6 protein-coding genes are annotated in these 8,003 nt (G+C 40.4%); 3 read left to right on the top strand and 3 right to left on the bottom strand.

The genetic code is table 11. From position 1 onward, the window contains the following. Window positions 1-260 precede the first annotated feature (260 nt). On the top strand, window positions 261-1,283 hold the full coding sequence (gene cofG / locus ACM5QX_RS28885; RefSeq protein ID WP_414756654.1) for a 7,8-didemethyl-8-hydroxy-5-deazariboflavin synthase subunit CofG: 1,023 nt from the start codon (window positions 261-263) through the stop codon (window positions 1,281-1,283). Window positions 1,284-1,413: 130 nt separating this feature from the next. On the opposite strand, the gene ACM5QX_RS28880 is transcribed toward cofG, so the two are convergent. Further along, the gene (locus tag ACM5QX_RS28880; protein WP_011318414.1) at window positions 1,414-2,259 is read right to left on the bottom strand and encodes a metal ABC transporter permease; all 846 of its coding nucleotides are present in this window, start codon (window positions 2,257-2,259) and stop codon (window positions 1,414-1,416) included. Between the two features lie 140 nt (window positions 2,260-2,399). After that, window positions 2,400-3,197 carry a metal ABC transporter ATP-binding protein gene (locus tag ACM5QX_RS28875; RefSeq protein WP_414756653.1) on the bottom strand — a complete coding sequence of 266 codons (798 nt, stop codon included), beginning with the start codon at window positions 3,195-3,197 and terminating at the stop codon, window positions 2,400-2,402. 92 nt (window positions 3,198-3,289) lie between these two features. Here ACM5QX_RS28875 and ACM5QX_RS28870 point away from each other — a divergent pair, with 92 nt between their 5' ends. Both ACM5QX_RS28870 and ACM5QX_RS28865 read left to right on the top strand, forming a co-directional pair. Beyond that, window positions 3,290-4,267, top strand: a complete 978-nt coding sequence (locus ACM5QX_RS28870) for a metal ABC transporter substrate-binding protein (protein WP_414756652.1) — start codon at window positions 3,290-3,292, stop codon at window positions 4,265-4,267. A gap of 358 nt (window positions 4,268-4,625) precedes the next feature. Next, window positions 4,626-4,976, top strand: coding sequence for a hypothetical protein (locus ACM5QX_RS28865; RefSeq protein WP_414756651.1), 351 nt, complete (start codon window positions 4,626-4,628; stop codon window positions 4,974-4,976). Between the two features lie 183 nt (window positions 4,977-5,159). On the opposite strand, the gene ACM5QX_RS28860 is transcribed toward ACM5QX_RS28865, so the two are convergent. After that, window positions 5,160-7,793, bottom strand: a complete 2,634-nt coding sequence (locus tag ACM5QX_RS28860) for a DNA polymerase III subunit alpha (RefSeq protein ID WP_414756650.1) — start codon at window positions 7,791-7,793, stop codon at window positions 5,160-5,162. Window positions 7,794-8,003 lie beyond the last annotated feature (210 nt).

Raw genomic sequence — 8,003 nt, 5'->3', positions numbered from 1 at the left:
TGGCGCTTTTGCGCTGTTGTAAGGTTGCGGTCATGTCTTTATGATTACGTTGGTTTTATGTATGTTTTAGGCGTTTCCACCTGTTACATACATTAACAGTAATTATTTCGTTTTGTAAAGTGTTTTGAGGAAAAAACTTTACAAAACTTGGTCACTAACGCTGAAAACCAGTATTTACAATGATTTTGGGTGTAGATAAAAATGAGTTTCGCTGAATCCGGCTCGAACAGTAGTTACATTTCTTCAGGAAAATCTGTTTTATGACAGTTGCCAAATCTACCTGTGCTTTAGTGTCCACACAGCATTCCATAGGAAAGCCGACCGGAGGTATTGCCACTTATAGTCCTGCATATACGATTGTTCCTACTTATGAGTGTTTCAATCGCTGTACCTACTGCAACTTTCGCACCGACCCAGGGGAAAGTTCGTGGATGACCCTATCAGCAGCAGAAGATATCTTCAAACGGCTACAAAATGAGCAAGTCTGTGAAATTCTTATCCTTAGTGGAGAAGTACACCCCCACTCACCACAGCGTCAGGCATGGTTCCAGAGAATCTATGATTTATGTAAACTAGCGTTAACATTGGGTTTTCTCCCACATACCAATGCTGGGCCTTTGAGTTTCGCAGAGATGCAGAAATTAAAAACCGTTAATGTTTCAATGGGTTTAATGCTGGAACAATTAACACCAAAATTGTTAGAAACAGTCCATCGCTATGCACCAAGTAAGTTACCGGAATTAAGGTTACAACAATTAGAGTGGGCGGGAGAGTTACAAATTCCTTTTACAACAGGGTTACTTTTGGGGATTGGGGAAACTAATGATGATTGCTGGGAGACACTAGAAGCCATATCGAAGTTACATCAGCATTACCATCACATTCAGGAAGTTATTTTACAACCCCACAGCCCAGGAAACCAGCAGACATTTAACGCGCCAGCTTTTAATCCCCATCAGTTACCAGAAGTGATTGCCAAAGCACGCCAGATTTTACCGTCAGATATTACAATTCAAATTCCGCCAAATTTAGTTAAAGATGAGCGATGGTTACTGGCTTGTATAGAAGCGGGTGCGAGAGATTTAGGGGGAATTGGGCCGAAAGATGAAGTGAACCCTGATTATCCTCATCTTCAGGCGGAGGAATTGAGAGAAATCTTACAGCCTGCCGGTTGGGATTTGATGCCACGTTTGCCTGTGTATCCGCAGTTTGATGGTTGGTTGTCAGGGGAGTTGCAGGCAAGTGTGAGAAGGTGGAGAGAATTGGTAATTGGTAATTGGTAAGTAAGTCGATGCAATAAAACCAAACTATGTAAATAAAAGTAAATAAGGCTCAAACTCTTTCTCCCCCTGCTCCCTGCCCCCTGCCCCCTGCCTTATCCCAACAATATTTATTTACGCCGACCTACTTAGTTTATTTTTGATATGAGTTTGGTATTAGGATTCCGTGTTTGGGACTGAATAGTAATGCTAATAGGAATAGTCCTGAAACTACTAGAACGATCGCCGGGCCGGAGGGTAAATTATAAAAGTAGCTCAGATACATACCGCTAATACTGGAAAAAACGCCTATCCCTGCACCTAAAATCATGACTTGGTGCAAACGTTTCACTAATAAATAAGCAGTTGCTCCTGGGGTAATTAACAATGATAGTACCAAGATTACTCCTACTGCTTTCATGCTGGCGACAATTGTTAAGGCAATCAGTAGCATTAAACCAAAGTTTAAGCGATTTACTGGTAAGCCTGCGGCTTGAGCGCCTAAAGGATCAAAGGTGTAAAATAATAGTTCTTTATATAATAAAATTACGACCGTTAAAACTATAGCGGCGATAATGGCGGTATCACGCACCTCATCAACAGTCACGCCAAGGATATTACCAAATAAAAAGTGATTGAGGTCGATTTTATTATCTTTTTGAACAACGGTAATCAAGGTAATACCCAAGGCAAAGAATGCTGAGAATACTATACCCATTGCAGCATCTTCTTTGATGGGCGATCGCGTCCTAATCCAAGCGATCGCTATCGTACTCAAAACCCCAGCAATAAATGCGCCCACAAATATGTTAGCGCCCACCATGAAGGCGATCGCTAGTCCTGGCAAAACCGAGTGACTGATAGCATCACCTAACAGCGCCAATCTTTGCACCATCAAGTAACTACCTACAACCGCACACAACAAACCTACTAAAATAGCAATCACAAGCGATCGCTGCATAAAGCCATATTGCAACGGCTCAATTAAAGCTTCTAACATAGATATTTAGTCATTAGTCCATTGTCAATAGTCAGTTGTTAGTTGTTGTGCATCGTATTAGTTATGGAACTTATGCACCCAGATTTTCTGTTGAGACTTTATACCCCCACACCCCTAAACCCCTAAACCCCAATCCCTGTTCAAGCTGCATCAGAGAAGTAGATGACTTTACCACCGTAAGCTTGGTGCAGGTTGTCTTCTGTAAGTACTTGTTGGCGGGAACCTGTGGCGATTAATTCACGGTTGAGTAATACTAAATCATCGAAATGGCTGATAGATTCGCCTAAGTCGTGGTTAACTACCAACACAATTTTGTTAGCCGCAGCTAGTTCATGGAAAACCTCAAAAATAACTGTTTGGGTTTTTTGATCGATACCTACCAAGGGTTCATCAAAACAGAATATGTCTGCTTGTTGTGCTAAAGCCCTCGCTAAAAATACCCGTTGTTGTTGTCCCCCTGATAATTGTCCTATGGGGCGATCGCAATAATCCAACATTCCCACTCGTTCTAAGGCATTTTTGGCAACTTGGCGACTCACCGCCGAGAAACTACGTAACCAACCTGTTTTCTTTACCCGTCCCATCATCACCACATCCCAAACTACGGCGGGATAAGTCCAGTCAATTTGGCTACGTTGGGGAACATAAGCAACTTTCCCCAATTGCTGCATCAGGAGTTTTTCTTGGTATAATACCTTACCACTGCTAACGGGAACCAAGCCTAACATTGCTTTCATCAGAGTGCTTTTACCTGCACCGTTAGGGCCAAATATTCCTGTTATTCGTCCCGGTTTGACAATACAGTTAACATCCCGCAAGGCTTCTTGTGTACGGTAGTGTACCCCTAGATGGGAGATATTAATTGTTGCTGTTGCTGTTGATGTATCCACTGGTTCCCGCATGGAATTAGTTGCTAAGGAAAAGTTCGCAATTTGCATGGTGTCATTTCCGAGACGTAAAAAATGAAAAGATTATGAAAATAATGTAACTTAAAAAATGAGAAAAATATGAAAATAACTATAACAGTCTGATGAATGCAATCACTCACTCAAAAGCCAGATTTTGCTGGCAATCTGTATTAGGCGTATTTTTGGGACTTTTGATAGGTGGATGCGCCTCAGTCAACTCTAGCCGTACTCCTGCGGGTGTAGATGGTAAGCCGCAAGTAGTAGCAACTAGTACCATCATTGCTGATTTAGCACAGGAAGTTGGGGGAGAAGAAATTCAATTAACTGGAATACTTAAGCCAGGGACAGATCCTCATGTTTACGAACCAGTACCAGCCGACAGCAGAGTTTTAGAAAAAGCTGATTTGATTTTGTATAACGGCTATAACCTAGAACCAGGGTTGATTAAGTTAATGAATGCTGCTGGTAGTAAAGCCAGAAAGTTAGCAGTAGGAGAAGCTGTCAAACCATTGCAGTTAGATAAAGGTAAAGGTGAGGTAGTGCCAGATCCTCACGTTTGGGGGAGTGCAGAAAATGCTGCGGCTATGGTTAATGCTATTCGAGATGGTTTAATTGAGTTATCCCCTGAAGATAGAGAAAAATATACTCAGAGGGCATCACAGCTTACAAATGAATTAAAACAGTTGCATAGCTGGGTTAATCAGCAGATACAGACAATTCCGCCTGATAAGCGCAAACTAATAACAACCCACGATGCTTTCCAATATTATGGACGAGCTTACGGTCTGGCGATCGCTGGGACTTTAATTGGCATTAGCACCGAAGAACAGCCAAGCGCCCAAACAGTTAAAAGATTGGTAGACTCGATTAAAAAGATCGGTGTACCTGCAATTTTTGCCGAAACTACAATTAATCCCACTTTAATTAGAACTGTTGCCGAAGAAGCAGGGATAAAACTAGCACCAAATCAACTCTACTCTGATTCCATTGGTGCTAAAGGAAGTAATGGTGATTCCTATATCAAAATGATGGAGGCAAATACACGCGCTATTGTAGAAGCCTTGGGTGGAAAATATACGCCTTTTGAACTAAAGAAATGAATATTTTTTTCTTCTCTTTCTCAAGTCTAAGATTACATCTAAATATATATAGTAATCCGATTGGATTTCTGTTGGCGTAGCCTGCGCTTGCGTAGAAAATTTTCAGTATCTTTAGGGTGGGCATTGCCCACCGGCTCATGGTTTTGGTGGGCAATACCCACCTTACTAAAGAAATGAATATTTGTTGGCTTGTCTTTCTCAAGTCTGAGGTTACATCTAAATGTATAAGCTAAGATATATCCTTAGATATGTAATTTTTACCAAAATAGAAAAGTATCACTAGGGAAGGAACTCAATTAACATTTGATTTTTTAGACTATGTTAGTGGACATATAAGATTTTAATTGCTGAAATAGCCATGACTAACGAAAATCTAAAAAATCAAAATAATCAACCAAAAGAAATTAAACAACCAGTAAGTAAAGATTGGCATTCCCGTGAAGAACCAACTGCGAAAGAAAGAAACTTAACAGCAAACCCTGGTGACAGAATTGCCGACGAACCCCAATCAATCGAAGAGAAAGCCCAACAGGTGGCTGTAGATGCACCAGATATCACAGGCGATCATATTAAAGTACCTACCTATTTTATTGTTGACGAACCTAATGGTGAACAAAAAGCATTACATCACGTCAAGGATGCTGAAGAAATTTCTGATGTAATTCGTCAAGCTAGGGTAGATGAAAACGGAAATCGTATTTGGTGGTAGTTTTCAGTGCATTATCTTAGATGATAGATACCCGACTTTTTAAAAACGTCGGGTATCTGAACACATCATAAATAAATTATACCAATTCAATTAATGATTGCAACACATCTTCGGGTGAAGAAGACGCGATGAATCGCGTCTCTACAAATGGTTTATTTGTTGCATTTTTTTTTCAAATTGGTATTACTCCGGTAAAACCTTCACTTGCAACAAATCTAACTCTTGTTCAAATATTTCATCAATCGGCAACATCTTGCCATCTTGAGTCATGAATTTATGGTCTTTTGTTGCCCTGATAATTGAGCCATCTTCTAAGCAATATTCAAATACTTCTTGTGTACCTCGATGATGCCATTGAGCAATGGGTTGGGTGTAAACAATACCATTACTATCAATGCTAAATACACTACACTCAATACCTTTCTCTACAATCTCACCAATAGGTACAAATCCATATTCAACTGTTAAAACTTCTGTATCGTAACTTAAGCAATATTCGGCGAATTTCAACATATCCTCAAATAGCTTTTCAGCTACTTGCTTCTTCACGCCATTTTTAGTTGAACCATCGATAAATTTTTCTTGCTGCTTCTGCATCTCCGAAACTTTCTTTTTACCCATCGCACGACGCAGCAAGTCGGCTTGTCCTAAGGTATAACCAGCCATGTCTTGAGCAATTTTCATGATTTGCTCTTGATAGACCATGATGCCATAGGTTTCATTTAAGATTGGTTCTAAAACTTGGCTTTCGTAATCGATATTTTCTCGCCCGTGTTTACGGTTAATAAACTTAGGAATTAATCCAGCATCTAAAGGGCCTGGTCGGTAAAGTGCCAAGATAGAAGAAATATCTTCAATATTAGAAGGCTTCAGATCTCGTACTATCTGTTTCATCCCTGAGGATTCTAATTGAAATATGCCTTCTAATTCACCCGATTCCAACAACTCATAGGTTTTTTGGACATCTTTTGGCAGAGTTTTATATTCACCTTTTGCTAATATTTTTTGTGCCTTGCGTTCTTGACTAGTGATTTCGTAAGGGTCGATTCTAAAGCCATGTTTTTCTTCAATTAAATCAATGGTTTTTTGAATCATCGTCAGGTTTTTTAAGCCTAAGAAGTCCATTTTTAACAAACCCATTGATTCCAGGTCTTCCATGAAATATTGAGTAATTACAGACCCATCATTATTTTTTTGCAGTGGGACAATTTCATCTAATGGATCAGCAGAAATGACTACACCGGCGGCGTGGACACCAAAGGTTTTGTTAGTCCCTTCGATTCGCATCGCCATATCTAACCAATGGCGGACTCTGGGGTCATTATCATATTTTTCTTTAAACTCTGGTTCTGGGGTAGTGTCAGAAACCATCACCTTCAGTTTGGTGGGTTTACCCCGGACTACAGGAATTAATTTCGCCATTTTGTCGGCTTCCCCATAGGGAATGTTTAACACTCTGGCGACATCTTTTAAAACTGCTTTGGAAGTTAGACGGTTAAAAGTAATGATTTGGGCGACTCTTTCTTTCCCATATTTATCTGTTACATATTCAATTACTTTATCCCGTTGTTCAATACAGAAATCTGTATCGATATCAGGCATTGATTTACGTTCTGGGTTCAAAAATCGCTCGAAGAGTAACCCATGATGTACCGGATCAATGTTGGTAATTCCCATCGTGTATGCAACTAGGGAACCAGCCGCCGAACCCCGACCAGGCCCCACAGGGATATTATTATCTCTGGCAAATTTGATATAGTCCCACACTACTAAAAAGTAGCTGGAGAATCCCATTTGTTGCAACATTTTGAGTTCATATTCTAGCCTTTCTCTGTAGACTGGCTCGACTTCGTTGCGGGATTTACGATTGAGTTTGTCTAATAGTCCTTGCCATGCAACTTCTTCGACATAAGTATCAGCAGTATGACCTGAAGGAATTGGGTAGTTAGGAATACGAGGCTCACCCATAATATGGTAAGGCTCGATTTTATCAGCGACTTCTTCTGTAGTGGCGATCGCTTCTGCAATTACATCATCGGTTAAGTGGTCGCGGAATAGCAACTTCATCTCTTCACCAGATTTGAGATATTCTGTACCGCTATACCGCATTCGCTTATCTTCACTAATTAGCTTGCCAGTTTGAATACATAGCAATGCGTCGTGTGCTTCTACATCAAAGCAAGAAATGTAATGGGAATCATTGGTAGCAACAAATTTAATCTCTAACTCACGGGCAATTTTAATAATTTCTACATTGACAATACGGTCTTCTTGTGAGCCGTGGTCTTGAATTTCTAAATAAAAGTCATCACCAAAAACGTCTTTATACCACTTGGCAACTTTCCGCGCTGCATCTGGTCTGTTGCTAAGAATTGCTTGGGGAATTTCTCCACCTAAACAAGCACTGGTGACAATTAAGCCCTCATGATACTCCTTGAGCAAATCTTTATTAATACAAGGGCGAGAAAAAATACCTTTACCTTGTACACCTTGGAGGTGAGAGATTGTAGTTAATTTGACTAAATTTTTGTAACCTTTAGTATTTTTAGCTAAAACAACTTGATGATATTTAGGGCGACCACGTTCTTGTTTTGCCAGATCGCCGTTAAGGATATACATTTCGTTGCCAATGATGGGCTTAATATTTTTACTGCGGCAAATTTTCAGTAGTTCGATCGCACCATACATGACACCGTGATCGGTAACAGCGATCGCTTTCATACCCAAGGCGATCGCTTGATCAATCAACTCAGGTAGCTGACTAGCCCCATCCAGCAGGCTGTAATCACTATGAATATGTAAAGGTACAAAGGACATAAATCTCTCCCAGCGCTAGCCCACAATCTTCCCCTGGGATTTCTTGTGAACCAGATTTTATCTAGCAACGGAATCTTAGATTAACGCTTTTAGGAAATTTCCACTTCCGCAGGGGATGTGTAAATAATGATAGGTGGAGGCAGGGGAACGATATTTCATCCCTCTTTTGTTACTACGGGGAGAGTATAATCAGGAAGAAAGCAGACAAAG

Source organism: Anabaena sp. CCY 9910 (assembly GCF_963920875.1).
Lineage (GTDB): Bacteria > Cyanobacteriota > Cyanobacteriia > Cyanobacteriales > Nostocaceae > Trichormus > Trichormus variabilis.
This window is presented reverse-complemented; position numbering and strand designations above follow the sequence as displayed.